The sequence below is a fragment of the Aeromonas sp. RU39B genome (assembly GCF_900156095.1).
Classification (GTDB): Bacteria; Pseudomonadota; Gammaproteobacteria; order Enterobacterales; family Aeromonadaceae; genus Aeromonas.
This window is the reverse complement of record NZ_FTMJ01000004.1, coordinates 128,100-153,468: the sequence shown is the minus strand read 5'-3', so window position 1 is coordinate 153,468 and position 25,369 is coordinate 128,100. Positions and strand designations below refer to the sequence as shown.

Here is a 25,369-nt window from a genome sequence, read left to right as displayed (position 1 = left end):
TTTCAGACATTCAAGACGTGACCTGGCTCCCAATCTGCTGCCCAGTTTGGTCACTGCGCATAGTCCCCTCTTGCCGCCGTGACATATGATGAGGTCCGCCAATAGCGGCGAGCCAAATCACCCGAGGAGTCCCTGAATGAAGTTGTTGCTGCTGATCTGCGCGGTTGGACTGGCCTTTTATCTCTACTCACAACAACAGTCGCGCAAGCAGGCCGACGCCAATCTGCGTGAGGGCGATGCCTTCCTGGCGAACAACAGCAAGCAACAGGGTGTCGAGCAGACCGGATCGGGGCTGCAATACCAGTGGCTGCAAGAAGGAAGCGGCACCGAGCGACCGGGCGCAACCAGCCGGGTCAAGGTGCACTATGAAGGTCGTTTGCTCGACGGCACGGTTTTCGACAGCTCCTACGCCCGTGGCGAGCCGATTGTCTTTGGTCTTAATCAGGTGATCCGCGGCTGGACCGAAGGGCTGCAACTGATGCACCCGGGCGACAAGATGCGCCTGTTTATCCCTGCCAAGCTCGGCTACGGCAACCGCTCGGCCGGGAAAATTCCGCCCGGCGCGACGCTGATTTTTGATGTTGAGCTGCTGGCTATCGAATAATGCGAGCCTGTTGCGGCCGCCGTCAGAGTGCGCGGCCGCAACCCACTAAATGGTATAGCGATACCAGCGCCAGTCCTGCTCTCCCACCTCGGCCATATAGGCCTCTTGCTCGGCCTCTTTGATGGCCAGCCACACCTTCATAAACTCATCCCCAAAGACCTGATGCAGCCATGCACTGTGCCGGGCACGGGCCAGCGCCTGCTGCCAGTTGGGCAAGGCACCTGGCTGCGCCGTGGCATAGCCGTTCCCCTCAATCGGCGCGCCGGGATCACTGTGCTCACTGATGCCTCGCAGCAAACCGGCCAGCACACAGGCGGCGGCCAGATAGGGATTGGCATCGGCGCCGCAGATGCGGTGCTCCACATGACGGCTATCGGGCAATCCGCCGGGAATACGCATCGACACGGTGCGGTTGTTCACCCCCCAGGTCGGCGCCAGCGGCGCGTAGCTGTGCGCCCGAAAGCGGCGATAGGAGTTGGCATGCGGACAGAAAAGCAGCAGCGCATCGGATAAGGTGGTGAGCAATCCACCAATGCCGTGGCGCAGTAGCGGTGAGCCGTGAGGATCGTCGCTGGCAAACAGATTGTGCCCAAGCTCATCGGCCAAGCTCACGTGCAGGTGCATGCCGCTGCCAGCGTGCTCGGCAAACGGCTTGGCCATAAAACAGGCCTGCATGCCATGGGCGTCGGCCACCCCTTTGACCAGCCGCTTGTAGCGAATCCCCTGATCGAGCGCCAGCAGCGCCGGGCCGTGCTCGAGGGTGATCTCCACCTGCCCCGGCGCGTATTCGGAAATCGCCGTGCGTGCTGGCAACCGCTGCAGCTTGCACGCGGCATACAGGTCAGCCAGAAACGGTTCAAGCTGCGCCAGCTCACGCACGCCATAGACCTGCGGCGAATGGGGCCGCCGCCCATCGCCCAGCCGGGCGGGTTGCGGTCTGCCAAACGGATCATCGTCTCTGTCGAGCAGATAGAACTCAAGCTCGACCGCCATCACCGGATAGAACCCCGCCTGCTCGAGTGACTGGATCACCCGGATCAGCGCATGACGCGGATCTGCCACCGCCGCCGGTTGCCCTGATTGCGGGTGCAACGAGAGCTGAAAGGCAGCGGTCGGCACTTTGCGCCACGGCAGCACGGTGAGTGAACCGGCCAGTGGAAACGCCTGGCAATCGGCGTCGGCCACATCCCACACCAATCCGGTCTCGTCCACGTCCTCGCCGTTTACGGTGAGCGCCAGAATACTGGCCGGCAGTGGACGACCATGCCGATAGACCGTCAGCACCTCTTCGCGGCGCAATAACTTGCCACGGCTGATGCCGGCCAAATCCACCAGATAGACCTCAAAAGCGTCAATCTCGGGGTGATCCGCTAAAAATTGCTCGGCCTCCCGCACATCTGCAAATCCGTGCATCAGGCCTCCTCGCGGCTCAGCGCCAGCAACTCGCCCAGCGCCAGATCCAGCGTAGTGAGCAGTTTATCGACCTGTTCACTGCGAGTTTCCGGGCAGCACAGAGTCATGTTGTGAAACGGGGTGATCAGCACGCCGCGATTGATAAGGTAAAGATGCAGCAACTGCTGCAGCGGATCGTTAAACGCCGCTTCGGCCGCCGCACCGCTGCGCGGTGGCTCCTGACAGAACTGAAACTCGCAGCGCGCCCCGAGTTCAGTCACCGACCACGGCAGCCGGTGGCGGGCAATCAGCTGACGAAATCCTTCGGCCAACCGGCGCGCCTCATGCAACATGTGGGCATAGGCCCCTTGCGTCATCACCCGGGTCAGGTTGGCACGCATGGCATGCATCACCAGCGCGTTGGCCGACAAGGTGGTACCCATTCCGCTATGGCCATGCCCCTCCCCCTGCTGACTTATCTGGCTGCGCACCCGGTGCATTGCTTCCGCCATGGCCGCCGTGCAGCCATACACAGAGCAGGGCACCCCGCCAGCGATGGCCTTGCCCAGGGTAAGAAAATCGGGTTCAAGCGACCAGGCACGGGTGCAACCACCCGGATGGGTCGAGATGGTATGGGTCTCGTCAATGATCAGCAGCGTGCCATAGCGGCGGGTGAGATCGCGCAGCTCGCGGTGAAAACCGGTATCGGGCAGCACCATGCCGATGTTGGTCATGGCCGGTTCACAGAGCACCGCCGCCACATCGCCACCCGCCAGTGCGGCTTCGAGCGCCGCCAGATCGTTAAACGGCACCGCCCGGCTGGCAACATCCAGCGGCTGCACCTGGCCAATCAGACCGGGGCGCGCCACGGTGTGTCCCGCTTTGCAGCGCACCATGGCGTCATCGACCGTGCCGTGATAGCAGCCATCGAACACCACCACCACCGGGCGGCCGGTGATGGCTCGCACCCAGCGCAACACATATCGGTTGGCATCAGTAGCCGTGGCCGCCACCTGCCACAGCGGCAGGCCAAAGCGCTCGGCGAGCAGTTCACCGCAGGCGACCGCATCTTCGCCCGGCAACATGGTGGTCAATCCCAGATAGGCTTGCCGGGCAATGGCTTCAGCCACCGGAACCGGTGAGTGGCCAAACATGCTGCCGGTATCACCAAGGCAGAAATCCACGTATTCATGACCGTCCACGTCATAAAAACAGGCGCCCTGGGCATGGCTGACAAACAGCGGCACCGGGGTCGACCAGTCGCTCATCCAGTGCATGGGAACCCCGCCAAACAGGCTGTCGGTTGCCTGCTTGGCCAAGGCTACCGATTTGGGATTGTCATTGAGAAAACGCGCCTCTTCACGGGCCATCAGGCAGGCCACGGCGCCGGGAGTGATCACTGACATAACTCGCTCCTTGAGTCGTGATGGTCTGCTTCCAGTGTGATTTTTAGCCACTCCTGCCGTCAACCTGTCTGCGCGCACAATTAAGCAAACTACCGTGTAGCGATCACAGAATGGGGGGGCAAGACGTTAAGCGGCTCTCATTTTGGCGTGACGTGGCAGGGCATCCCGCTGGATTTATGAAATGATGCGGCCAAAACTACCTCTTTAGTGGAGTTTTCATGCTACGCCTGGTCAAAATGGCTCTGCCATTCGTGCTCTTCCTGTTTCTGCTGCTGATGCCCACCGCCTGGATCCCACTTGAAGGGATCACGGTCGTCGAGCAGCGCGTCATTGCGCTGTTTGTGCTGGCGGCGCTGTGCTGGATCCTCGAGCCCATTCCCATCTATGCCACCTCGCTGCTGATTATCGTGCTGGAGCTGCTGATGATCTCCAACAAGGGGTTGTGGCTGTTTACCAGCGGGAAAGAGACCGACGGATTTGGCCCTCTGCTCGCCTACTCCGACATCATGGCCACCTTCGCCTCACCGGTGATCATGCTGTTTCTCGGTGGCTTTTTTCTGGCGATTGCGGCGACCAAATATCAGCTCGATATCAACCTGGCGCGGGTACTGCTGCGTCCATTTGGCGCCAATCCACGCATTGTGATGCTGGGGTTGATGCTGATCACCGCCGTCTTCTCCATGTTTATGAGCAACACCGCGACCACCGCCATGATGCTGTCGATTCTGGCACCGGTGCTGGCAGTATTTCCCGACAAGGACCCGGCCAAAACCGGCTTTGTGCTGGCAATTCCGGTGGCGGCTAACCTGGGCGGTATCGGCACCCCGATTGGTACGCCGCCCAATGCGGTGGCGCTCAAATATCTCACTGGCGAGCACGCTATCTCGTTTGGCCAGTGGATGGGCTTTGCCGTTCCTTTCATGCTCTGCCTGCTGCTGCTCGCTTGGTTCCTGCTCGGCCGTTTCTTCCCCAGCCGCCTGAACCGTATCGAGCTCAATATCGAGGGACGTTTTTTGCAAGGGCTCAAACCCTGGGTGGTCTATCTCACCTTTATCGTGACCATCGTGTTGTGGCTGCTCGGCGATCTGCATGGCATGAACTCCTACGTGGTGGCGCTGATCCCGGTAGCGGTGTTTGTCACCACCGGCATTATCACCCGCGAGGATCTGCACCGCATTTCACTGGATGTACTGTGGCTGGTCTCCGGGGGGATTGCGCTGGGTCTTGCGCTGGAAGAGACCGGTCTGGCCGAGCGGTTGATCACCCACATTCCGTTCCATGAATACTCCACCCTGGCCGTGCTGGTTGGAGCCTGCCTGCTGGCACTGCTGATGGCCAACTTTATGTCCAACACGGCCACCGCCAACCTGCTGCTACCACTGGTTGCGGCGCTGGCCGCCGGGATGCCGGAGCTGGTCGAGTGGGGCGGAGCCCATACCCTGATCCTGGCGGTCACGCTGTCGGTATCCTTGGGCATGTCACTGCCTATAAGCACGCCGCCCAATGCACTGGCTCACGCCACCGGACTGGTCGAGAGCCGGCAGATGGCGCTGATCGGAGTCATCATGGGAGTGGTGGGGACCCTGCTAGCCATGGTCTGGATTTACGAGGTGGCGTCATTGGGCTGGATTTGAGTCTATTTGTCACCCATCCTTGGGGGAGCTGATTGACCGAGGAGTCCAGCCATGCACTCCCCCATTATCTGGTTTACGCTGCTGATCCCGTTGGCTTGCGCCGAGTCTGCCCCCGCGCCGGCCAGAGTGATTGTCACCGATAGCCAGAGCGCACCGTCAGAGGCGGCCATCAAGGTCTACCGCTACCGCGGCCCGGATGGAGTGACCCACTACGCCGATCAGGCGCCGGGCACAGCAGGCTTTGAGATCCTCTGGTTTGAACACTGCTTTGCCTGCAACCCTGACTCGGCGGTGGACTGGCGCCGCACCGATCTGTTTGTCTCCGATTACGCCTCCCCCATCAGTGCTGCTGCCCGCACTTATCAGGTTGAACCGGCGCTGATCCGGGCTCTTATCCACGCCGAGTCGGCGTTTAATCCACTGGTGGTTTCGCGCAAAGGGGCCATGGGATTGACCCAACTGATGCCAGAAACCGCCCGCGAGCTTGGGGTAGGAAACGCCTTTACCCCGGAGCAAAACATCTTCGCAGGTGTGCGCTATCTCTCGGGTTTGCTGCGCCAATATCAGGGCGATATCCCCTTGGCATTGGCGGCTTACAATGCCGGCCCTGGCGCCGTCGAGAAATATCACGGCATTCCGCCTTACACCGAAACCCGCGCCTACGTAGAGCGCGTAGCCCTGCTGCATCAGCGTTACCGCGACGCCCTCGCAGGCAATCCGCGCCAATAAAAAAACGCACTGCGAGCAGTGCGTTTTTTTGCTATCCATCAGGCCGAATTACTTCTGCTCGGCCACCATGCGATAGGCCAGAGCACCGACGATGGCACCGACAATCGGTGCAACCCAGAACAGCCACAGTTGGCTCACGGCCCAATCACCCACAAACAACGCGACGCCGGTGCTGCGTGCCGGGTTGACCGAGGTGTTGGTCACCGGGATAGAGATAAGATGGATCAGGGTCAGGCAAAGGCCGATGGCGATCGGAGCAAAACCGGCCGGCGCTCGGCTGTCGGTGGCCCCCATGATGACAAACAGGAAGAAGGCGGTCATCACCACTTCACACACCAGCGCAGCCAGCATGCTGTAGCCGCCCGGTGAGTGTTCACCATAGCCGTTAGAGGCAAAACCGGTGGTCACGTCAAAACCGGCCTGACCGCTGGCGATCACATACAAAACGCCGGCGGCCAGCACAGCACCGATCACCTGAGCGATGATATAAGGCAGCACTTTGGCGGCCGGGAAGCGACCACCGGCACACAGACCGATGGTGACAGCCGGGTTCAGGTGGCAACCAGAGATATGGCCGATGGCATAGGCCATGGTCAGCACAGTCAGGCCAAAGGCCAGCGAGACCCCGAGCAGACCGATGCCCACATTGGGAAACGCAGCCGCCAGCACTGCGCTACCACAGCCACCCAGCACCAGCCAGAAGGTCCCCATCAACTCTGCAGCATATGATTTCATTGTGTTTTCCTCTCACTTGGTGGGCCGAACTGCGGCACCGGTAGCGGCGAATTATGGAAATCGGGAGCCGTTTGACCAGTAGGGTGATCGGGAACACAAATTGTGACAAACATCACAACTCAATGATTAGTAATATAAAAAGTAAGGAATATAGAAAAAGGCACCGCAGGGTGCCTTTCTTCAAACACGACAATTTTTGACAAAAATATCATCGATAGCGGCCACCGACGGCACCAGTGGTCCGCCCGGCCATGCGGATCAAACTCTGTCGGGTGTGCAAATGGCACAGGGCCACACCGAGGGCATCGGCCGCATCGGCCTGCGGCGTTCCCGGCAGTTTAAGCAGATGCATCACCATGTGCTGCACCTGAGCCTTTTCTGCACCGCCCGTTCCCACCACGGCTTGCTTAATCTGGGTGGCCGAATATTCACTGACCGGCAGACCGGCATTGACCGCAGCCACAATGGCGCTGCCACGGGCTTGGCCAAGCTTGAGGGCCGAGTCAGCGTTACGGGCCATAAACACCCGCTCAATGGCAAACTCGGTGGGGGCAAACTGGGTGATGATCTCGCTGACGCCGTCATATACCTGCTTGAGGCGCTCGGGTAACTCACCGCAATCGGTGCGAATGCAGCCCGAACCCAGATATTCGATACGCGGACCAGTAACGCGAAGCACTCCGTATCCGGTGATCCGCGAGCCCGGATCAATGCCCAAAATAATGCTCATGACGACTCTTGCTAATGAATGCTGGGCGTCAAGATAGCAAAGTCACGCCCGCTTGGCTCGCCTCATGACTCCCTGGCCAGCAAGCGATAGAGGGTGGAGCGACTGACAGCAAGGCGGCGCGCCGCCTCGCTCATATTGCCCTGACACTCGGCCAGCACAGTGCGCACCTGGGCCAGACGACCATCGGCCAGCGTTTGTGACAAATGCGCCACGGCGGCGGGCAAATTAAGGTGATGCAGCGCAATCACCCCTTCCCCTTCGGCCAGCACGCAGGCGACTTCAAGGATCTGTTTAAGCTGGCGCACATTCCCCGGCAAAGGGTGCGCCAGCAGGGCTTGTTCAGCCGATGCGCTCAACGTTAACCGGGCGTCGAGTTGCTCAAGCAAAGAGGTCTGCAGCGCGCGCCGCTCTGCCAGCGGCCAGTCGCGCAGGGCTGGCATATGGTGATGCCAACCGCACAGGCGGTAATAGAGATCTTCGCGAAAATCGCCAGCCGTCACCATCTGCTGCAGATCGCAATGACTGGCCGACACCAACCAAAAATCGACCGGCTCGGCGCGAGTACTGCCCACCGGGGTTACCGCCCGCTCCTGCAAAACCCGCAGCAGACGGGTTTGAGCGGCCAATGGCAATTCACCAATTTCGTCGAGCATCAGGATGCCGCCATGGGCCGAGCGCAGATACCCCTGGCTGCCTTGGGGACGCGCCCCGCTAAATGCGCCCCCGACATAACCAAACAGCTCGGCTTCCACCAAGTCGGCAGGCAGAGCGCCACAATTGACGCACACCAACGGCTTGCCAGCACGGCTTGACCCCTGATGTAGCTGACGCACCAGATGCTCCTTGCCACAACCGGTTTCACCCTCAATCAGCAACGGAATGGCGCGCGCTAACATGCGGGCCGCAACCTGCTGCGGTGTGGCCACCGTTGGGCGCGCTGTTGCGACACGGCTGCCTTGCCGCTCACGCAGGCGCTGCAGCGCTTCGTCCGGCTCGGGGTGCTGCCGCAGCCAGCGATAACCGGCCCGATTTGCCCCCAGTAGCTCACCATCGGCGCCAAGCAACAGACGACCCGACCAGAGATTTTGTGGCTCGAGATCGACCAGTTGTCCGCGCAAACCGGCCAGCAGGGCATTTTCCAGCGTCAGTGCCAACAAGCGGACCGTACCGAGCATATCGCCACCGTGGCGGGTTGCCTCAGAGGAGAGATCAAGCACGCCCAATAGCTTGCCATCCGGCCCTTGCAGGGGAACGGCGCTACAACCGAGAAAGCGGTGGCGTTCAAAGAAGTGTTCGCTGCCAAGCACCTGCAACTCACGCTGCTCACACAGCGCCGTACCGATGGCATTGGTGCCCTTGCTGGCCTCACCCCAGCGAGCGCCGGGGCGCAAAAACACCTCTTCAGCCCGCCGCTCAAACAGGGGACTGCCAATGGATTCAAGGATGGCGCCTTCCCGGTCACAGAGCAGCAAGCGACAAGGGCGACCTGCCTGCAACTGTTCAAACAGGGGCTGCACGAAGCGCAGGAAACAGTCGATGACGGCGTGTTGTGCGTCCAGCCGCGCCGCCATCTCACCCCGCGCCAGCAGATCGAGTTCGGCACTGGCTCGTGGCTCTAATCCCATGCCGCTGCAGCGCTGCCAGGAGCGACGAATTGACTCGGGTAACGCGATCTCGTTCATGGCATCCCCTGTAGCAAAACAGAACAGTGGCGCGCGACAGGTGTCGCATCCTGATACAGCGCACCCCGTTCTGGCCGGTGCACAGTTCAGTAATGATGACGCAAGAACCCTTATTTTGTAACGTTTTATTAACTTATTGCGCTCTGGTCAGACCCGCTGGCACGCCCCTTGCGATAACCGAGTCACCCTCATACGGGTCAACGGATAACATCAGCACAAGGACACACATCATGATTTACGTCGCTCCCGGCCAAGCCGGTGCCATCGTCAGTTTCAAATCCCGTTACGACAACTTCATTGGTGGTGAGTGGGTCGCCCCCAAAGCCGGACGCTATTTCGAGAACATCTCACCGGTCAACGGTCAGGTTTTTTGTGAAGTCGCCCGCTCGGACGGCACCGATATCGAATTGGCGCTGGATGCTGCGCACAAGGCCTTTGTGGGTTGGAGCCGCACCAGCGTAGCAGTCCGCAGCAATGTGTTACTGCGCATTGCCGATCGCATTGAGCAGAATCTGGAATCCCTGGCCGTGGCCGAAACCTGGGAAAATGGCAAAGCTGTGCGGGAAACCCTGGCGGCCGACCTGCCGCTGGTGGTCGATCACTTCCGCTACTTCGCCGGTTGTATCCGGGCCCAGGAGGGCGCGGCCGCCGAGTTGGATCAGAACACTGTCAGCTATCACTTCAAAGAGCCCATCGGCGTAGTCGGTCAGATCATCCCGTGGAACTTCCCGCTGCTGATGGCCGCCTGGAAGCTGGCTCCGGCCCTGGCTGCCGGTTGCTGCGTGGTGCTCAAACCGGCTGAGCAGACACCAGTCACCATCATGCTGATGATGGACCTTATCAAGGACCTGCTGCCACCCGGCGTGGTCAACGTCGTCAACGGCTTTGGTGCCGAGGCCGGTCAAGCGCTGGCCACCAGTCACCGCATTCAGAAGCTCGCCTTTACCGGCTCCACCGAGGTGGGTGGCCACATCCTGCGCTGCGCGGCCGAGCGCCTTATCCCCTCCACCGTGGAGCTAGGCGGCAAGTCGCCCAACATCTACTTTGCCGACGTGATGCAGCATGAAAGCTCCTACATCGACAAGGCAGTTGAAGGGATGCTGATGACCTTCTTCAATCAGGGCGAAGTGTGCACCTGCCCGTCACGGGCGCTGGTGCAAGAGAGTATTTACGACGACTTTATGGATCGAGTGCTGGCCCGCGCCCGCACCATAGTGCAGGGCAACCCGCTCGATACCACCACCCAGGTTGGTGCCCAAGCCTCGCGGGAGCAGTTCGAGAAGATCCTCGGCTACATGGAGATCGGCCGTAAAGAAGGGGTGCGCATGCTGCTCGGTGGCAATGCCGCCAGCGTCAGCGGTCTGGAGAAGGGGTTCTATATCCAACCCACCATCTTCTTTGGTGACAACAAGATGCGGGTGTTCCAAGAGGAGATCTTCGGCCCGGCGCTGGGGGTGACCACCTTCAAGGATGAGGCGCAGGCTCTGGCGATTGCCAACGACACCCAATATGGCCTGGGGGCCGGTGTCTGGACCCGTGACAGCAATCTGGCCTGGCGCATGGGGCGCGGCATTCAGGCAGGTCGGGTCTGGGTCAACTGCTACCACGCCTATCCGGCGCACGCCGCATTCGGCGGTTACAAAAAATCAGGGATCGGTCGCGAGACCCACAAAATGATGCTCGATCACTACCAGAACACCAAAAACCTGCTGGTCAGCCACGACGTCAATCCGCTCGGTTTCTTCTAATCCTGATCTGCTGTCATTCGGGCGCCTGTGGGCGCCCTGTTTATTAGCGGATTAATCGTGGATACCAAGCTGCTGGCGATAACGTTGGGGCGAACAGCCCTGCTCGCGCTGGAACATGGCGATAAACGCCGAGGTTGAGCCATAACCCAGTCGCCACCCCATCTCCTGGATCGGCATGGGACCGCGCAGCCAGGAGAGCGCCTGCACCATCCGCAGCCGGGTGCGCCACTGACCAAAACTCATGCCCAGATCGCGATGGCAGCGCCGGGCAAGTGTGCGTGAGGTGGTGTGCAACTGCTCGGCCCACTGCTCAAGGGTACGGTTGTCATCGGGTGCCGCTTGCAACGAGGCCAGCAGGGTGCCGAGCAGCCGGTCACTCGACCAGGGCAGGTAGTTATGCTGACTGTCAGCCACCGCCAGCCGGTCAATCAGCAGCTCGGCCTGCAGCACATCACTTGGCGTGCTCATGTGGCTGACCCGCCGCGCGACAAAATCATCGAGCAGCGCCTTAAGCAGCGGGGTCAATTGCAGTAAACACGATGTGGTTGGCAGATTGGCAGAGAGCGCTTCACTGACGTAGATGGAGGTGTAGTGCAGGGTCCTGTCGTTGTAGGCCGAGTGAGGCTCATTGGCCGGCACCCAGACCAGAAACTCAGGAGGTGCGATCAGGCGCCGCCCCGTCACTTCCACTTCCATGATGCCAAGGCTGATATGGCTAAGTTGCCCCCAGGGGTGGCTGTGCTCGGCCAGCGCATTACCGCCCTGGATTTGGCTATAGCGCAGATAGAGTGGATTGGGCGGGGCCAGCGCGCGATCTTGCTCGGCCATCGCCAGTGCCTGAGAGAGGGTCTGTTCCATACGGCTTGTCTCAACGGGACGACTCGTTGTCATATTTAAACTATTTCCATTTATTATGACACAGCTAGACTGGGATCTGTGTAACACAGTGAGAACACCATGTCCTTTCTCTTTCCCTTGCTGGCGGTCGTGATCTGGTCTGCCAATACCGTCGTCTCCAAAGCCGCCGCCGGCACCATCGATCCGGCGGCCATCTCGTTTTATCGCTGGGTCGTGGCGGCGCTGGCGCTTACACCGTTTTGCCTGGCCGGAGTGTGGCGACAACGCCAACAGCTGCGCCCCTGGCTGGGTCGTCTGCTGGTGCTGGCCAGTCTCGGCATGGTGCTCTACCAGTGCCTTGCTTACTACGCTGCCCACCAGACGTCGGCGACCAACATGGGGGTGATCGGTTCGCTGATCCCGCTGCTGACCGTGCTGCTGGGCGCCCTGCTGTTTGCCACGCCGCCGCGTCCCGTGGCGCTGGCCGGCGTAGTGGTGTCGCTCAGTGGCGTGCTCTGGCTGCTCGGCAAAGGTCAGCCCGCCAGTTTGTTGCAAGGGGTCAACCCGGGCGATCTAATGATGCTGGCCGGCTCGGCCAGCTATGCCCTCTATGGGCTGCTGATGCGACGCTGGCAACTTCCTTTTGGCCCCTGGATCAACCTCTATCTGCAAGTTCTGCTCGCCGTGGCCTTGCTCACGCCGGTGGCCGCGAGCGCTGACTCGCTGGCCGTGTCGGGGCCTGCGCTGGCCATGGTGCTGTTTGCCGGACTGGCCTCGTCGCTGCTGGCCGCTTATTGCTGGCTACGAGGACTGGCAACACTGGGGCCGGAACGCACAGCGATTTTCATGAATCTGGTACCACTGCTGACCGCCATGCTGGCCCAGCTGACCCTGGGCGAACCGCTTCATGATTACCATTTGTTGGGAGGTGGATTGATCCTCGGCGGCGTGGTCATGAGCCAGTTACGCACACGCTCCCGGCCACAGCCGGAAGCAGCCTGATCCTTACAGCTCGCGGCGCCAGCGGTAACGCCGCTCCGGTCGGCCACGCTGGCCATAGTTGAGCTCGACCTCGAGCTTGTCTTCCGACTCGAGGTATTCAAGGTAGCGGCGAGCGGTGGTACGACTCAATTCAAGGCGTAGAGCGACCGTGTCGGTGGAGAAGGTCACCTCCCGCTCACCCGCCAGCAGGTCGTGCACCTGACGCAGGGTAATCAGATCGATCCCCTTGGGGGTATCGCGGCCATCACGGGAGCGCCCCTTACCAAGCAGGCGATCCAGATCGCCCTGATCGAGGTGGCGCGTCTCGGCCAACCGCCGGTGCAAGGCCGCCACTTCCGCCAGGCTCTGCTGGATACGCGACAGACGCAGCGGCTTGATGATGTAGTCCTGCACCCCGAGGTTGAGGGCTCGCTGAATGCTTTCAACATCGCTGGCAGCGGTCACCATGATGACCTGACTCTCGATGGAGCGAGCGCGCAGCGAAGCCACCCATTCGAGCCCGGAGCCATCGGGTAGCGACACATCGACCAGCAGTAACTGGGGCTCCTCGTCGGCCAGCAGGCTCTCTGCGCCGGCCAGCGTATCGGCCCGACCAAGCAGTTCAAAATCAGGCGTGGTGGCGATCAGCTCACCGAGAATACTGCCGATCCGCGGATCGTCTTCAATGATCAGGGTCGTGATGGAGGACATGGCTACACCAGTTGTTCTTTGTCGAGATAGATACCAAACAGGGTGGTTTTGGCTGCGGTCCGACGCCACTCAATGACGCCGCCACGACGATCGGCGGTCTCCTTGACCAGAAACAGCCCGACACCGTGATCACCGGTCTGCCGGCTCACCCCGTATTCAAACAGGTGATCGGCGAGCGCCTCGTCGACCCCTTCTCCGCTGTCTTCAACCTCGATCACCAGACGGCGACCCAGATCGCTTATCGAGAGCAGCACTTGCGGCTCGCACCGCTCACGGTTATTCCATGCCGCACGGATGCCATTATCCAGCAGGTTACCCATCAGCGTGATGAGATCGGCCGACACCGTGCCCGGATACTCATCGAGCGACGAGTTGTCGTCGAGCTCGAGCTTGACGCCCAACTCGCGCGCCCGGCTGAATTTGCCAAGGATCAAACCTGCCACCGGCTTGTCCTGCACGCTGCGCAGCAAATCTTGCAGCAGCGACTGGCACTCTTCGTTCTCGCGCTGGATCAAGTCAACCGCCTGCTCCACATGGCCCAATTGCAGCAAGCCCGACAGGCTGCTCAGCTTATTGGCAAACTCGTGGGTCTGCATGCGCAGCATCTCGGAATACTGGCGCAGATGGGTCACCTGAGAGGCCAAACTGCCCGCCTCTTCCGGACGGCTGAAGATAAGCAGATGCCCGGCGCCACGTGCTATCGGTTGAAAGCGACCGACAAAGGCATCCCCATGAACTTGAAAACTGACTTCCCCTTCACCACCAGCCAGGCTTTCGACCAGCGTTGCCGGCAAGGCACTGAGCGGTTGCCCAATCTGTGCCTGGCGACCCGCCCCGTGCAGACGCAGGGTATAAAAGGCGGCGCTGTTGATCATGCTGATGCGCCGCTGCGGATCAAAGGCGATGATCCCCTCTTGAATGCTTTCAAGCACCAGATCCTGCTGGGCAAAGCGTCGCACAATCACTTCAGGCTCAAGGTCGAGCAAGGTGCGCTTGAGCCGCCGCTGAATCCAGACTGCCAGCAACAGACCACAGCCAATCACAGCCAGGGTCGCCGCGACCAGCAGCAGCAAACGATCCAGATAGAGGCCATCGACTTTCTGCATCAGGTAGCCCACCACCACCACGCCGATAGCCTGTCCATCGGCGCCGATAATCGGTGAAAAGCAGCGAATTGCCGGGCCAAGTGTGCCCAAATCCCGCGAGCAGTAGCTTTCCCGCTGTTGCAGCGCCGGCCAGATATCCCGGCCCTGAAAATGCTTACCGAGCAGCTCCTGGCGCGGATGGCTAAAGCGCACCGCATGCTCGTCGGTTACCACTATGTAGGTCACGTCAGTGCGCATGGCGATGCTCTGCACATAGTCGCGCAAGTCACCGGCCACGCCTTGCTCAAGAGCGCTCACCACCCGCTGATCATGGCTGAGGATCCGCGCCAGCTCGCTGCCCTTCTCTTCCAGATTGATCTCGACCAGATGGCGGATAAACAGGGCCAGCAATCCTCCCAGGATCAGAATGAGCAACAGCGACACCGACAGGGAGAGGAAGACCACTTGCTGACGCAACTTCATGACAAAACCCAAGGCAGAAGAGAAGCGGGCTTCATGATGGAGGTTTCATCAGCGACAGGTCAATCAAACAAGCGGGATCATGGTCAAACTCTGCTCACTGCATGAGCAGCAAGATACCCAGAAAGAAATATTCAGTGATGTAGCTCACAAAAATGATTTACTTAGCAAGCTAAGCAAATATAATTGTTAGCACGCTAAGTAATTTGGAGCCTGCCATGGAATCCCGTCTCGAACGCCTGCGCGAACTCTCTTTGGCCGAACGTCTCGGCCGACTGTTCCGGCTGTGGAGCCGGGTCGCCGATCAGGAACTCTCCCCGCTGGGACTGACCTACCCGCGCTGGACCGCATTGTGGAAGTTGTCACGCATGGGCGACCACATCAGTCAGAAATCTCTGGCCGACGCCCTCGAAATCGAAGTGGCCTCCTTGATGCGCACTCTGGGGCAGCTTGAAGAGCAGGGTCTGGTGACCCGCCACTGCTGCACCAATGACAAGCGGGTTCGCATCGTCAGCCTGACCAATGCCGGTAAAGCACTGCTTGGCCCTATCGAGCAGCGCATCGTGCAAGCCCGCCGCGAAGTGCTGGCCGGCATTGATGAGCGCGAACTGGCGCAATTTGAGCACACCCTCTCCCGCATTCATGACAACGCGCTCGCCAAGCTGGCCAAAGGGCCGGCTGAATTGACCGAACTGGAGTAAAGAAAGATGACACCGGACCAACAGTTTGCCCGCTGGATCAAGGGCTCAGTGCTGGCCTTTGCCGCCCTGTTTATCTATTTCCTGCTGGCGGATTTGAAGATTCCCCTCACCCCGCAGGCGATGGCCACCCGTGGCGTCGTAAAGGTCGCTCCGCAAGTCAGCGGCCGGCTACAAACCCTGTACGTGCACAATAACCAGACCGTCCAGCGCGGCGATCTGCTGTTCGCCCTCGACCCGCAGCCGTTTCGCCTGGCGGTCGAACAGGCACAACTCAAACTCGAAGAGGCACTGCAGGAGAACGCCGAACTCGACGCCCAGATAGTCTCGGCGCAAGCCGATGTTTCTGCCGCCAAGGTCAAGCTGGATCTGGCCGAGCGTGATGCCCACCGCATCAGTGAACTGTATGCCCGCCATGTCATCTCGCAGCAGAGTAAAGATGAGGCCGACAGCACCCTGCATACCGCTCACGCCACCCTCAAGGCCAGTGAAGCGGCGCTGGAGCAGCTCAGAGTGAGCCGCGGCGAACAAGGCGATATCAACCTGCGCCTGCGCGTTGCCCGCAACACCCTGGATCAGGCCAAGCTCAATCTCACTTATAGCCAGGTGCGTGCCAGCCAGGACGGTATCGTCACCAACCTGCAACTGGTGAAAGGCGCCTATGCCAGCGCCGGTAGCCCGCTGCTGGCTCTGGTAGCCAATCAGGTCGATATCATCGCCGACTTCCGCGAAAAAGCGCTGCGTCAGGTCAACCCGGGCTATCAGGCGCTGATCGCCTTCGACGGCCAGCCCGGCACCATCTATGCCGCTCAGGTCACCAGCCTGGATGCCGGTGTCAGCGCCGGTCAGTTTGATGCCGATGGCGAGCTGGCCACCCCGAGCGAGTCGGATCGCTGGGTGCGCGATGCCCAGCGCCTGCGTCTGCACCTGAGTTTGACCAGCGATTCACAGCATCTGCTGCCGGCCGGCGCCCGTGCCACCGTGCAACTGCTGCCGGAGAACCCCATGCTGGCCACTCTGGCGCGCCTGCAAATTCACCTGCTCAGCCTGCTGCACTACATCTACTGAGGAGCGAGATATGCAGCTATGGCATCGGCCTCTTGGGCCTAACGACCTGCGCCAGTGCTTGCGGATTGCAACCGGCGCCACCTTGGGCTTTTTGCTGTGCAAGGTGATGAACTGGAACTACGGCGTCTTCTTTACCGTCACCCCCATGCTGCTGCTCGGGATGGTGCCGGTGATGAGCGGCCATGCGGCACGGCAACTGTTGGCATCAGCCGTGACCAGCAGTGTGGAAGTCGGTCTGCTTGGCGGTCTGTTTGGCTCACACCCCGGCCTGATAACGCCGATCGCCTTTCTGCTGTTTCTCTACCGCTTTGCCTGTATGTCGAAGGGGAGCCTGTTTCTGTTTGGCGCTAACGGCGTCATCAACCTCAGCATCATGCTCCACTTTGGTAGCTACCCGACGGTGGACTTGAACGATCTCATCACCACCAATCTGGTCGCCACCGCCTTCTCGGTCGCCATCGCCTGGGTGATGACGGCGCTGATGCCGGACGTGGAAGCCAGACCCAAACCGGCGCCGGCCGCCAAGGCGCCGCACCGGATGCGCCACGAGGCACTGCTGGGAGCGACCATCGCGACCCTGTCGTTTCTGGTGTTCCAGATCCTTGATCTGAAAGATTCCCTGTCGGCCCAATCCACCACCCTGCTGGTGCTGTTTCCCATGCACTGGAACGGCGCTCTGGGTTATGCCCGCAAGCGGGCCATGGGCACCTTGCTCGGGGTCAGCTTTGGCTTGGCGGTGCAAGTGCTGCTCTATGACTGGTCAGATCAACTGCTGCTGGTCACCCTGATGTTGTGGACTGGCGCCATGTTGTTTTCTTATGCCCACGTCAAGGAAGCCAGCGGCTCAGGCGCCGGATTTGGTGCGCTCACCACGCTCGGCATCCTGTTTGGTCAATACCTGACGCCCGGCAGCGACATGGTCTACAGCGCCCTGTATCGGGTCAGCAGTATTTGCACGGCGATTGTGGTCACTCTGGCGCTCTGTTATCTGGTACATCGCCTGCTTAACAGCCATCCGGCGACCCGATTTGGCCAATAACAGATAAAAATACAAAAACAGCATACCCACTTAGGAAATTGTTCGATTCAATTCAGCGAGTTAGGATGAAAGCTCATTCTGCTCGCCGGATAGACTCATGAAAGCTGTCGCCTTGCTATTTCCTCTGCTCTCCCTGCTGCTCACCGCCTGCCACCCGGCCGATTCACTCTCGGTAAAGGGGGGCGATCCGGTGCAGTATCAGTGCGAAGGTGGCGAGACCATTACGGTTCGCTACTTCTCACTCACTGACGACAGCCTCAACTTTATCAAACTGACCCTGCCGGAAAATCAGCAGGTGACGCTGCCTCAGGTCGTCTCGGGATCCGGAGCACGCTATAGCGATGGTCATGACTGGAGTTGGTGGAGCAAGGGACAGGGCGGATTTGTCGAGCAACCCGATGACAGTGGCGAGTGGCAAACTGCCTTTGGCGCTTGTCAGCAGCAGTAACCCCTGCTGAGCCACTCGTTGAAAACGTCTCCATAAAAGAGGCTCGCACTGAAAAGCCTTTCCTATGACATTTTTTGTGATTCACATCACATCAGTTGTCAGCGATGAGGGGATTTCCTAGGATCGCATTGTGACATTCGTCACATATTGTGATTAACGGGAGAACCACTATGTTCGAACATCTGGCCGTGCTGTTTCACCTCAAGGGAAGCCGCTGCAAGGAACAGGGCGACACCACGAACTACGCTCCTGCCACCCGCGCCTACTACTTTCGCTACGGCGCTTAAGTCCGCCGGCGTGTTGCCAACCCTTTTACCTTCCCTGACCGCGCTCCGGTTTACGCAGCGCGGTCAGTTTTTATGGTGTTCAGACCCTTATCTGCGGGTGGTGGCAAGCCACACTGTGCTCCGGCATATCCGGCGCAGCACCATCGGTCAGTCGCGGCGCTTCATGGCGACAGCGTTCGCTGGCATAGGGGCAACGCGGGTGAAAGTGGCAGCCGGCGGGAGGATTAATGGGTGATGGCACATCCCCGCCGAGCACAATCCGCTCGCTGCGCCGGCGTGGATCAGCGATCGGAATGGCCGAGATCAGTGCCCGGGTATAGGGGTGGCGCGCATCCCGATAGAGCGTTTGGGCATCCGCCAGCTCGACAATGCGCCCCAGATACATCACCGCGATGCGATCCGAGACATGCTTGACCACCGACAGATCGTGGGCGATGAACAGCATGCTAAGCTGCATCTCCCGCTGTAGCGCCAAGAGCAGATTGAGGATTTGCGACTGCACCGAAACATCCAGCGCCGAGACCGCCTCATCGCACACCAGCAAGCTGGGGTTGAGGGCGATGGCACGAGCAATTCCGATCCGCTGGCGCTGCCCGCCGGAAAACTCATGGGGATAGCGACTGAGTGCGCTGGCCGGCAGCCCGACCCGCTCCAGCAGAGCCTGAACCCAGGCGCGCCGCTCTTGCGCACTGCCCCGGCCATGGATAATGAACGGCTCTTCGAGGATCTGTCCGACCGTGTGGCGAGCATTGAGCGATTCCAGCGGGTCTTGAAACACCATCTGCATCTGCTGGCGCAGAGCGCGCAGCTCGCCAGCGGGCAGATGGGTGATATCACGCCCATCAAATTCGATACGCCCGCCGCTCGGCTCCTGTAAACGCAGCAAAGTTCGCCCCAAGGTCGATTTGCCGCAACCCGACTCGCCCACCAGCCCCAACGTTTCGCCACGGCGCACACTCAAGCTGACCCCATTGACCGCTTGTACCCGATGGCGGAGTCGCAGCAAACCGCCCCCCATCACGAAGTGCTGCTGCAACTCATCCAGACGCAGAATCACATCATTCATGCGCAGCGCCCTCTGCCAGTAGATTACGCCAGTGATGGCAAGCGACCCGATGACCCGAGGCAACCTGCTCATCCGCCGGGCTGGCGCGATGGCAGCACTCACTTTGATAGGCGCAGCGGTTGGCAAACCGGCAACCTGGCGGCATGTCACCCAGCGCCGGCACCTGACCGGGGATGGTGGGCAGTAGTGTTTTGGGCTCGTCATCCAGGCGCGGCATGGCGCGCAGCAGCCCGCGGCTATAGGGGTGGCGCGGCGATTCAAACAGGGAGAACACATCGCACTGCTCGACCACCCGACCGGCATACATCACCACCACCTGATCGCACATTTCTGCCACTACCCCAAGATCGTGGGTAATAAACAGCAGCGCCATCCCTCGCTGGCGCTGTAACTGGCGCATCAAATCCAGGATCTGCGCCTGAATCGTTACATCCAGCGCCGTGGTCGGCTCATCGCAAATCAGCAGATCCGGCTCGCAGGCCAGCGCCATGGCAATCATCACCCGCTGCCGCATCCCGCCCGACAATTGATGCGGGTAGCTCTGCATCCGCTGCGTGGGCTCGGGGATACCGACTTGGCGCAGCATCTCGATGGCCGCCTCGCGTTGCTGCTGGCGGGTGTAATCCTGCCGATGCAGCGCATAGACTTCGCACAACTGGGCACCGATTGTCTGCACCGGATTAAGCGCCGTCATCGGCTCCTGAAAGATCATGGCGATACGATTACCGCGCATCTGATAGCGCTCACTCGGGCTCATCGCCAGCAGGTCATCCCCTTGCAGATGAATCGAGCCACCGCTCGCCTGACCAATGGGCCGTGGCAACAGCCCCATGATGGCCAGCGCCGTGACGCTCTTGCCGCAGCCTGACTCCCCGACCAATCCCACCGTCTGACCGGGCTCGATGGTCAACGAGACGCCATCGAGCACCGTATGCAGCCCCTCATCGCTTTGAAAGCGAACACTGAGTTCATGCACCGCCAACAGCGGAGCCGGCTTGCTATCTACCCACATCTCTTGATTACTCATAACGGCTAAACCTGCGCGGATCGAAGGCTTCGCGTACCGCCTCACCGATAAACGACACCATGATCAGCACCGCACTCACCGCCCCAACCACCGAGCTAACAATCCAGCTAGCATCAAGATTGTTGATCCCCTGCGAGAGCAGTTCGCCCCAACTCGGGGTCGGTGGCATCAGGCCAAAGCCAAGATAATCGAGCGCAGTCAGGGTCGAGATATTGCCCACCACCGCAAACGGTGCCAGCGTCACCACCATCATCAAGGTGTTGGGCAAAATATGGTGAAACAGGATGCGCGCCGTCCCCGCGCCCTGCGCCCGGGCCGCCAGCACATAATCGCGCGCACGCTCTTTATAGGTGAGGGTGCGCATATACCAGGTGATCCCCATCCAGCCAAACAGCACATTGATAACGATAAACAGGCCGACGCTCGGCTTGGTCAGCGACACCAGAATCATGATGACGTAGAGAAACGGCACCTGGGACCAGATCTCGATAAAGCGTTGCAGCAATAGATCGAAGCGCCCGCCAAGCAGCCCCATCAGGCAGCCGAGCGTCACTCCGATGGCATAGCTGGCGAGCAGGGTGACAAAGGCAAACCCGATAGCGATGCGAAAGCCATATACCAAACGCGCCAGCACATCACGGCCACCGGTGTCGGTCCCGAGCAGATGACGTTCGGCCAAACTCGGCGCATAAGGCGGGTAAGCATTCTGACGAAAATCCTGCTCATAAGGATTCCAGGGCACCGGCGGCAGCAATACCCAATCGCCCTGATTCGCCTTGGCAAAACGGTCGGCCAACTCGCGATAGTTGGTCTCGTAGGCGTAATCGAGCCCGAAGCGGCTGCCGGGGATCACGGCGCTATAGGTCGGAAAAAACCACTGCCCCTGATAGTGCACCACCAGAGCGCGGCTGTTGACCAACAGCTCGGCCATGCAGGAGAGCAGCACCAGCACACTGAACAGAATAAAGGAGTAGTAACCGCGCCGAATCGAGGTAAAGCGGCGCAGGGTTTTGCGAGCAACGGGAGTGAGCGCCATCGACTATTCTCCGAAACGCACGCGCGGATCGACCAGCGCCACGCAGATATCTGACAGGATGTTGCCAAGCAGCATGAGCAGCGAGGTGATGGCCAAAATGCCCATCACGGTCGGGTAGTCACGCTCGACAATCGCCTCATAACCGAGCAGGCCGATGCCGTCGATATTGAAAATGGTCTCGATAAGAAACGAGCCGCTGAAAAACACCGTCAGCACACTACCCATATGACTGGCGATCGGGATCAAGCTGTTGCGCAGGGCATGGCGCACCACCGCCTGGCGAAACGGCAATCCTTTTGCCACGGCGGTACGCACATAATCGGCCGACAGGTTCTCCATCAGGCTGTTTTTCATGGTCATGGTCAGCACCGCAAAATCACGGATGGCATAGGCAATCAGCGGCAGCAATGCGTGACTGAACACCATCAACACCTTGTCCCAATTGCTGTCGAGATAATCAAAGTCATCGCCGGGAAAGCCCCCCATCGGCAGCCACTCGAGATGAAAAGCAAACAGCGTAATAAGGAAGATGCCTACCACATACGCCGGTAGCGCGTAGGCGGTGTAGATAAACATGGAGGTGAGTGAATCAAAGCGGCTGTTGTGGCGCAGCGCCTTGGCAATCCCGAGCGGGATGGAAACCAGATAGCTCAGGATAAAGGTAGCCACGCCGAAAAAGGCGGTCACCGGCAAGCGGTCACGCACCAGATCCCACACCGGCTGGTAGTAGCGGGTCGATTCACCCAGATCGAGCCGAAGCAGCTTGTTCAGCCACTCCCAATAAGCCACCAGCATCGGCTTATCGAGGCCATAAAACGCCTTGAGCTCCTCAATCTGCTCATCCGACAGCGCCTGCGCCCCCTTACTGGCATTAGAGCGATGCCCCTCACCCTGAGCCACCTGAACCTGCATCAACATGCGCTCGACCGGGCCACCAGGCACGAAGCGGGTGACAGTAAAGACCAGCAGGGTGATACCAAGAAAGGTAGGAATAATCAGCAGCGCACGGCGCAAGAAATAGGAGAGCATGTTGACCCGTCCAGGTTGTGGTCAGCACAGGAACATCCGGTGCCCGGCGTATTGTTATGATGACACTGTGCGCCGGCGGGTGGTACCCGTTCAAGGTGATGATTTCGCAGGCAAAGCGACCCAAGATAATAAAGAGTGCTATCAATAACCGTTAGTGGCAGATGCTGCAAATGCATATGAGGAATAGTTGTAATGTTTCGCCCTCATTTAGACGTCCAGACGTCAAAACATTCATTGACATAGCCATCCGGACATCTTAGCATCATCTACTATTCAGGCAGGGAATGACCGCCATTCCTCTGCCCAGCTTCCCAGCCTGCAGATCCCCATGCTGCAGCGCCGACAGAACGGATGATTTCATGATTGAATTAATCGGTCTCAACAAAGTCTATGGCAGTGGCGAGGATGCCGTCCACGCCCTGCGTGACGTGAGCCTGAGCGTGCCCCAAGGCAAGATTGTCGGGGTGATCGGTGCCTCCGGTGCCGGTAAGAGCACCCTGATCCGCTGCGTGAACCTGCTCGAGCGCCCGACCACCGGTCAGGTGATTGTCGATGGTCAGGATCTGACTCGCATGAGCGGCAGCGAGCTGACTCTGGCTCGCCGCCAGATTGGCATGATTTTCCAGCACTTTAACCTGCTCTCCTCGCGCACTGTCTCGGGCAACATCGCGTTTCCGCTCGAATTGGCCGGTTGGGATCAGACCCGCATCGATCAACGGGTGAACGAGCTGCTGACACTGGTCGGTCTTGAGCCGCGTGCCCAAGCCTATCCGTCCGAGCTCTCCGGCGGCCAAAAACAGCGCGTGGCGATTGCCCGTGCCCTGGCCCCGTCGCCCAAAGTACTGCTGTGTGACGAGGCCACCTCGGCGCTCGATCCGCAAACCACCCACTCGATTCTGGAATTGCTCAAAGAGATCAACCAGAAGCTGGGGCTGACCATTTTGCTGATCACCCACGAGATGGATGTGGTCAAACGCATCTGTGACGACGTTGCCATCATCAGTGACGGCATGTTGATCGAACACGGTGACGTGGCCTGGTTCTTCAGCCACGCCAAGACCGAGCTGGCGCGTGATTTTATCCGCTCGACCATTCATCTGCCGGTGCCGGACGAATATCAGGCCCGCATGAGCGCCGAGCGCAGCGAAGGGAGCTATCCGCTGGTCAAGCTGGGCTTTACCGGCAATACGGTCAACAGCCCGCTCATTTCCGAGGCCAGCCGCCGTTTCGGTATCGATATCAGCATCCTCTCTGCCGACATCGAGTATGCCGGCGGCGTGAAGTTCGGGTTCCTGCTGGCCGAGCTGTTCGGTAATGCCGAGCAGTGCGATGCCACCCTGGCTTTCTTCAACGAACACCATATTCAGCTGGAGGTTTTGGGCTATGTCAGAAGCCATGATTAATCTGCTGGTGACTGCCCTTGGCGATACCCTGCTGATGGTAGTGGCCTCGGCGCTGTTCAGCTGCCTGCTCGGCCTGCCGCTGGGTGTGGCACTGCATGTCACCAAGCGTGGCCAGATCCTGGAAAATCCGCTGCTCAACCAGGTGCTGGGCATGTTGGTGAACGTTGGCCGTTCGGTGCCCTTTATCATTCTGCTGGTGGCGATTATTCCGCTCACCCGCCTGATTGTGGGCACCAGTATCGGAACCGTGGCTGCCATTGTGCCGCTGACGGTGGGCGCGATTCCCTTCTTTGCCCGTCTGGTGGAAGGGGCGCTGATGGAGATCCCGGATGGTCTGGTGGAGGCTGCTCGCGCCATGGGCGCCAAGCCGCTGCAGATCGTCGCCAAAGTCCTGCTGCCTGAAGCGCTGCCGGGCATCATCAACAGCATCACCATCACTCTGGTGGCGCTGGTGAACTACTCTGCCATGGCGGGTGCCATCGGTGGTGGCGGTCTGGGCGATGTGGGTATCCGCTATGGTTATCAACGGTTTGATCCCCTGGTGATGCTGGCCACCGTGGTGATTCTGGTGGTACTGGTCCAGTTTATTCAGAGCGTGGGTGAGCGACTGGTTCACCGTGTTGATCACCGCTAATTTCGAATTCTTACAGGAGGTTGTATGAAGTTTGGTATCAAGTCTGTGGCCGCTGCCCTGCTGGCCGGTCTGGTTCTGGTCGGTTGCGGCCAGAAAGAAGAGAACAAGCCGCTGAAGGTCGGTGCCATCGCCGGTGCCGAAGCCCAACTGGTTGAAACCGCCGCCAAAGTCGCCAAGGAAAAATATGGCCTGACCGTGGAAGTGGTGACCTTCTCCGATTTCGCTACCCCGAACGTGGCGCTGAACGATGGCAGCATCGATCTGAACGCCTTCCAGCACAAGCCCTACCTCGATTCTCAAATCAAGGATCGCGGCTTCAAGCTGGTTGCCGTGGGTAACACCTTCGTCTACCCGATCGCCGGTTACTCCAAGAAGATCAAGTCTCTGAACGATCTGCAGGAAGGCGCCCAGATCGCCGTACCGAACGACCCGACCAACCTCGGCCGTTCCCTGATCCTGCTGGCCAAACAGGGCCTCATCACCCTCAAAGACAACAGCAACCTGAACGCGACCGTGCTGGACATCACCGCCAATCCGAAGAACCTGAAGATTGTCGAGCTGGAAGCCGCGCAACTGCCGCGCTCCCTGGAAGATGTGGATCTGGCCGTGATCAACACCGTTTACGCCGCTCAGGTTGACCTGCTGCCGGGCCGTGACGGTCTGTTCGTCGAAGACAAGGACTCCCCCTACGTGAACCTGGTTGTTGCCCGTGAAGACAACAAGGATCAGGAGCGCGTCAAGCAGTTCGTCCAATCCTACGAGTCCGAAGAGGTCTATCAGAAGGGTATGGAGCTGTTCAAGGGTGGTCTGGTCAAGGGCTGGTAATCCCGCACCACGTTCGTATCCGTTACCGTTTGGGCCACGCTTGCGTGGCCCTTTC

The 25,369-nt window shown here is 59.8% G+C and carries 24 protein-coding genes; 12 read left to right on the top strand and 12 right to left on the bottom strand.

The genetic code is table 11. The features are described from left to right. Nucleotides 1–136 precede the first annotated feature (136 nt). Complete coding sequence (locus BW958_RS08125) at nucleotides 137–604, top strand: BamJ family beta-barrel-assembly machinery protein (protein ID WP_076575235.1); 468 nt, start codon at nucleotides 137–139, stop codon at nucleotides 602–604. Between the two features lie 45 nt (nucleotides 605–649). Here BW958_RS08125 and BW958_RS08120 read toward each other — a convergent pair whose 3' ends face one another. Together BW958_RS08120 and BW958_RS08115 are read right to left on the bottom strand one after the other, a co-directional pair. Next, nucleotides 650–2,017, bottom strand: coding sequence for a glutamine synthetase family protein (locus BW958_RS08120; RefSeq protein WP_076575234.1), 1,368 nt, complete (start codon nucleotides 2,015–2,017; stop codon nucleotides 650–652). Beyond that, nucleotides 2,017–3,402, bottom strand: a complete 1,386-nt coding sequence (locus tag BW958_RS08115; RefSeq protein ID WP_076575233.1) for an aspartate aminotransferase family protein — start codon at nucleotides 3,400–3,402, stop codon at nucleotides 2,017–2,019. Before BW958_RS08115 ends, BW958_RS08120 begins: the two co-directional genes overlap by 1 nt. A gap of 218 nt (nucleotides 3,403–3,620) precedes the next feature. Here BW958_RS08115 and BW958_RS08110 point away from each other — a divergent pair, with 218 nt between their 5' ends. Next, entirely contained in the window at nucleotides 3,621–5,036 is a 1,416-nt protein-coding gene (locus BW958_RS08110) for an SLC13 family permease (RefSeq protein ID WP_076575232.1), read from the top strand. A 51-nt stretch (nucleotides 5,037–5,087) separates the two neighbouring features. Continuing rightward, nucleotides 5,088–5,765: a lytic transglycosylase domain-containing protein gene (locus BW958_RS08105; RefSeq protein WP_083687271.1), complete on the top strand. Its 678-nt coding sequence runs from the start codon at nucleotides 5,088–5,090 to the stop codon at nucleotides 5,763–5,765. 48 nt (nucleotides 5,766–5,813) lie between these two features. On the opposite strand, the gene aqpZ is transcribed toward BW958_RS08105, so the two are convergent. The 3 genes from aqpZ to BW958_RS08090 form a co-directional block, all read right to left on the bottom strand. Then, complete coding sequence (aqpZ, locus tag BW958_RS08100) at nucleotides 5,814–6,500, bottom strand: aquaporin Z (RefSeq protein WP_076575231.1); 687 nt, start codon at nucleotides 6,498–6,500, stop codon at nucleotides 5,814–5,816. A 208-nt stretch (nucleotides 6,501–6,708) separates the two neighbouring features. Next, the gene (ruvC, locus tag BW958_RS08095) at nucleotides 6,709–7,230 is read right to left on the bottom strand and encodes a crossover junction endodeoxyribonuclease RuvC (RefSeq protein ID WP_076575230.1); all 522 of its coding nucleotides are present in this window, start codon (nucleotides 7,228–7,230) and stop codon (nucleotides 6,709–6,711) included. Between the two features lie 62 nt (nucleotides 7,231–7,292). Then, on the bottom strand, nucleotides 7,293–8,912 hold the full coding sequence (locus BW958_RS08090; protein ID WP_076575229.1) for a sigma-54-dependent Fis family transcriptional regulator: 1,620 nt from the start codon (nucleotides 8,910–8,912) through the stop codon (nucleotides 7,293–7,295). Nucleotides 8,913–9,142: 230 nt separating this feature from the next. Here BW958_RS08090 and BW958_RS08085 point away from each other — a divergent pair, with 230 nt between their 5' ends. Continuing rightward, entirely contained in the window at nucleotides 9,143–10,660 is a 1,518-nt protein-coding gene (locus BW958_RS08085; RefSeq protein WP_076575228.1) for an acetaldehyde dehydrogenase ExaC, read from the top strand. Nucleotides 10,661–10,711: 51 nt separating this feature from the next. Here the strand turns inward: BW958_RS08085 and BW958_RS08080 are convergent, their stop codons facing one another. Beyond that, nucleotides 10,712–11,518, bottom strand: a complete 807-nt coding sequence (locus BW958_RS08080; RefSeq protein WP_076575227.1) for an AraC family transcriptional regulator — start codon at nucleotides 11,516–11,518, stop codon at nucleotides 10,712–10,714. Between the two features lie 99 nt (nucleotides 11,519–11,617). Here BW958_RS08080 and BW958_RS08075 point away from each other — a divergent pair, with 99 nt between their 5' ends. Further along, nucleotides 11,618–12,499 carry a DMT family transporter gene (locus tag BW958_RS08075; protein WP_076575226.1) on the top strand — a complete coding sequence of 294 codons (882 nt, stop codon included), beginning with the start codon at nucleotides 11,618–11,620 and terminating at the stop codon, nucleotides 12,497–12,499. Nucleotides 12,500–12,502: 3 nt separating this feature from the next. Here the strand turns inward: BW958_RS08075 and BW958_RS08070 are convergent, their stop codons facing one another. Together BW958_RS08070 and BW958_RS08065 are read right to left on the bottom strand one after the other, a co-directional pair. Then, on the bottom strand, nucleotides 12,503–13,189 hold the full coding sequence (locus tag BW958_RS08070) for a response regulator (protein WP_076575225.1): 687 nt from the start codon (nucleotides 13,187–13,189) through the stop codon (nucleotides 12,503–12,505). 2 nt (nucleotides 13,190–13,191) lie between these two features. Beyond that, a complete protein-coding gene (locus tag BW958_RS08065) occupies nucleotides 13,192–14,757 on the bottom strand; it encodes an ATP-binding protein (RefSeq protein WP_076575224.1) in 1,566 nt (521 codons plus the stop codon). A 215-nt stretch (nucleotides 14,758–14,972) separates the two neighbouring features. Between BW958_RS08065 and BW958_RS08060 the strand changes: the two genes are divergently transcribed. The 4 genes from BW958_RS08060 (at nucleotide 14,973) to BW958_RS08045 (ending at nucleotide 18,007) form a co-directional block, all read left to right on the top strand. Continuing rightward, nucleotides 14,973–15,455 carry a MarR family transcriptional regulator gene (locus BW958_RS08060; protein WP_076575223.1) on the top strand — a complete coding sequence of 161 codons (483 nt, stop codon included), beginning with the start codon at nucleotides 14,973–14,975 and terminating at the stop codon, nucleotides 15,453–15,455. Nucleotides 15,456–15,461: 6 nt separating this feature from the next. Continuing rightward, nucleotides 15,462–16,520 (top strand): HlyD family secretion protein, encoded by a 1,059-nt coding sequence (locus BW958_RS08055; RefSeq protein ID WP_076575222.1) that lies wholly within the window; start codon nucleotides 15,462–15,464, stop codon nucleotides 16,518–16,520. Between the two features lie 10 nt (nucleotides 16,521–16,530). Next, on the top strand, nucleotides 16,531–17,559 hold the full coding sequence (locus BW958_RS08050; RefSeq protein WP_076575221.1) for a DUF2955 domain-containing protein: 1,029 nt from the start codon (nucleotides 16,531–16,533) through the stop codon (nucleotides 17,557–17,559). Nucleotides 17,560–17,656: 97 nt separating this feature from the next. Continuing rightward, nucleotides 17,657–18,007 (top strand): MliC family protein, encoded by a 351-nt coding sequence (locus tag BW958_RS08045; protein WP_076575220.1) that lies wholly within the window; start codon nucleotides 17,657–17,659, stop codon nucleotides 18,005–18,007. 366 nt (nucleotides 18,008–18,373) lie between these two features. Here BW958_RS08045 and BW958_RS08040 read toward each other — a convergent pair whose 3' ends face one another. Genes BW958_RS08040 through BW958_RS08025 form a run of 4 tightly spaced genes read right to left on the bottom strand, consistent with a single transcriptional unit; the run spans nucleotide 18,374 to nucleotide 22,452 of the window. Then, on the bottom strand, nucleotides 18,374–19,360 hold the full coding sequence (locus BW958_RS08040; protein ID WP_076575219.1) for an ABC transporter ATP-binding protein: 987 nt from the start codon (nucleotides 19,358–19,360) through the stop codon (nucleotides 18,374–18,376). Next, complete coding sequence (locus BW958_RS08035) at nucleotides 19,353–20,387, bottom strand: ABC transporter ATP-binding protein (RefSeq protein ID WP_076575218.1); 1,035 nt, start codon at nucleotides 20,385–20,387, stop codon at nucleotides 19,353–19,355. Before BW958_RS08035 ends, BW958_RS08040 begins: the two co-directional genes overlap by 8 nt. After that, nucleotides 20,380–21,423: an ABC transporter permease gene (locus tag BW958_RS08030; RefSeq protein ID WP_076575217.1), complete on the bottom strand. Its 1,044-nt coding sequence runs from the start codon at nucleotides 21,421–21,423 to the stop codon at nucleotides 20,380–20,382. Before BW958_RS08030 ends, BW958_RS08035 begins: the two co-directional genes overlap by 8 nt. Nucleotides 21,424–21,426: 3 nt before the next feature. Then, the gene (locus BW958_RS08025) at nucleotides 21,427–22,452 is read right to left on the bottom strand and encodes an ABC transporter permease subunit (RefSeq protein WP_076575216.1); all 1,026 of its coding nucleotides are present in this window, start codon (nucleotides 22,450–22,452) and stop codon (nucleotides 21,427–21,429) included. A 359-nt stretch (nucleotides 22,453–22,811) separates the two neighbouring features. Here BW958_RS08025 and metN point away from each other — a divergent pair, with 359 nt between their 5' ends. From metN to metQ, 3 genes are read left to right on the top strand one after another with little or no spacing between them, the layout of a single operon-like run. Further along, on the top strand, nucleotides 22,812–23,855 hold the full coding sequence (gene metN / locus BW958_RS08020; RefSeq protein WP_076575215.1) for a methionine ABC transporter ATP-binding protein MetN: 1,044 nt from the start codon (nucleotides 22,812–22,814) through the stop codon (nucleotides 23,853–23,855). Next, nucleotides 23,836–24,489, top strand: a complete 654-nt coding sequence (locus tag BW958_RS08015; protein ID WP_076575214.1) for a methionine ABC transporter permease — start codon at nucleotides 23,836–23,838, stop codon at nucleotides 24,487–24,489. The genes metN and BW958_RS08015 overlap by 20 nt, the downstream gene beginning before the upstream one ends. A gap of 24 nt (nucleotides 24,490–24,513) precedes the next feature. Beyond that, nucleotides 24,514–25,314 carry a methionine ABC transporter substrate-binding lipoprotein MetQ gene (gene metQ, locus BW958_RS08010; RefSeq protein WP_076575213.1) on the top strand — a complete coding sequence of 267 codons (801 nt, stop codon included), beginning with the start codon at nucleotides 24,514–24,516 and terminating at the stop codon, nucleotides 25,312–25,314. Nucleotides 25,315–25,369 lie beyond the last annotated feature (55 nt).

Coding starts and splice junctions, on each gene's coding strand:
- BW958_RS08115 (WP_076575233.1), bottom strand. CDS start 3,402: ATGTCAGTGATCACTCCCGGCGCCGTGGCCTGCCTGATGGCCCGTGAA.
- BW958_RS08105 (WP_083687271.1), top strand. CDS start 5,088: ATGCACTCCCCCATTATCTGGTTTACGCTGCTGATCCCGTTGGCTTGC.
- BW958_RS08120 (WP_076575234.1), bottom strand. CDS start 2,017: ATGCACGGATTTGCAGATGTGCGGGAGGCCGAGCAATTTTTAGCGGAT.
- BW958_RS08070 (WP_076575225.1), bottom strand. CDS start 13,189: ATGTCCTCCATCACGACCCTGATCATTGAAGACGATCCGCGGATCGGC.
- BW958_RS08060 (WP_076575223.1), top strand. CDS start 14,973: ATGGAATCCCGTCTCGAACGCCTGCGCGAACTCTCTTTGGCCGAACGT.
- BW958_RS08065 (WP_076575224.1), bottom strand. CDS start 14,757: ATGAAGTTGCGTCAGCAAGTGGTCTTCCTCTCCCTGTCGGTGTCGCTG.
- BW958_RS08030 (WP_076575217.1), bottom strand. CDS start 21,423: ATGGCGCTCACTCCCGTTGCTCGCAAAACCCTGCGCCGCTTTACCTCG.
- BW958_RS08055 (WP_076575222.1), top strand. CDS start 15,462: ATGACACCGGACCAACAGTTTGCCCGCTGGATCAAGGGCTCAGTGCTG.
- aqpZ (WP_076575231.1), bottom strand. CDS start 6,500: ATGAAATCATATGCTGCAGAGTTGATGGGGACCTTCTGGCTGGTGCTG.
- BW958_RS08110 (WP_076575232.1), top strand. CDS start 3,621: ATGCTACGCCTGGTCAAAATGGCTCTGCCATTCGTGCTCTTCCTGTTT.
- BW958_RS08080 (WP_076575227.1), bottom strand. CDS start 11,518: ATGGAACAGACCCTCTCTCAGGCACTGGCGATGGCCGAGCAAGATCGC.
- BW958_RS08085 (WP_076575228.1), top strand. CDS start 9,143: ATGATTTACGTCGCTCCCGGCCAAGCCGGTGCCATCGTCAGTTTCAAA.
- BW958_RS08040 (WP_076575219.1), bottom strand. CDS start 19,360: ATGAATGATGTGATTCTGCGTCTGGATGAGTTGCAGCAGCACTTCGTG.
- ruvC (WP_076575230.1), bottom strand. CDS start 7,230: ATGAGCATTATTTTGGGCATTGATCCGGGCTCGCGGATCACCGGATAC.
- BW958_RS08050 (WP_076575221.1), top strand. CDS start 16,531: ATGCAGCTATGGCATCGGCCTCTTGGGCCTAACGACCTGCGCCAGTGC.
- BW958_RS08075 (WP_076575226.1), top strand. CDS start 11,618: ATGTCCTTTCTCTTTCCCTTGCTGGCGGTCGTGATCTGGTCTGCCAAT.
- BW958_RS08090 (WP_076575229.1), bottom strand. CDS start 8,912: ATGAACGAGATCGCGTTACCCGAGTCAATTCGTCGCTCCTGGCAGCGC.
- BW958_RS08015 (WP_076575214.1), top strand. CDS start 23,836: ATGTCAGAAGCCATGATTAATCTGCTGGTGACTGCCCTTGGCGATACC.
- BW958_RS08025 (WP_076575216.1), bottom strand. CDS start 22,452: ATGCTCTCCTATTTCTTGCGCCGTGCGCTGCTGATTATTCCTACCTTT.
- metQ (WP_076575213.1), top strand. CDS start 24,514: ATGAAGTTTGGTATCAAGTCTGTGGCCGCTGCCCTGCTGGCCGGTCTG.
- metN (WP_076575215.1), top strand. CDS start 22,812: ATGATTGAATTAATCGGTCTCAACAAAGTCTATGGCAGTGGCGAGGAT.
- BW958_RS08125 (WP_076575235.1), top strand. CDS start 137: ATGAAGTTGTTGCTGCTGATCTGCGCGGTTGGACTGGCCTTTTATCTC.
- BW958_RS08045 (WP_076575220.1), top strand. CDS start 17,657: ATGAAAGCTGTCGCCTTGCTATTTCCTCTGCTCTCCCTGCTGCTCACC.
- BW958_RS08035 (WP_076575218.1), bottom strand. CDS start 20,387: ATGAGTAATCAAGAGATGTGGGTAGATAGCAAGCCGGCTCCGCTGTTG.